General features: G+C 50.8%; 1 protein-coding gene. It reads left to right on the top strand.

Features of this window, described 5'->3' with window-relative positions:
• Positions 1-362 (top strand): sigma 54-interacting transcriptional regulator (locus tag NW211_RS14040; protein WP_258328295.1); only part of this gene is annotated, 362 nt, incomplete at both ends.

The raw sequence follows: 362 nt of genomic DNA, 5'->3' as shown, positions 1-362 counted from the left end.
AGGCTCAAGCAGGGAGCGTGTGGCGGATGTGCGTATCGTTGCCGCCACCAACGAGAATATGGAGAAGGCTATTGCTGACGGTCGTTTCCGTGAGGACCTGTATCACCGTTTAGGTGAGTTTGAGATACACCAACCATCACTATGCGAGTGCCCCGAAGATATACTCCCGCTTGCCAACTTCTTCCGAGAAAAATATTCTGCGGAGCTTCATAGGAAAAGAACGGGCTTCACGGCTGAAGCGGAACGGTTGTTGCTCTCACACTCCTGGTCAGGTAACATCAGGGAGTTGCAGAACAAGATTAGACGGGCAGTATTGATGGCCAAAGATACGCTCATCGACTATGCGGATTTGAACATCACAC

Source organism: Barnesiella sp. ET7 (genome assembly GCF_024733785.1).
Lineage (GTDB): Bacteria > Bacteroidota > Bacteroidia > Bacteroidales > Barnesiellaceae > Barnesiella > Barnesiella merdigallinarum.
Note: the sequence above shows the minus strand (reverse complement) of the source record. Positions and strands in the feature narration are given on the sequence as shown.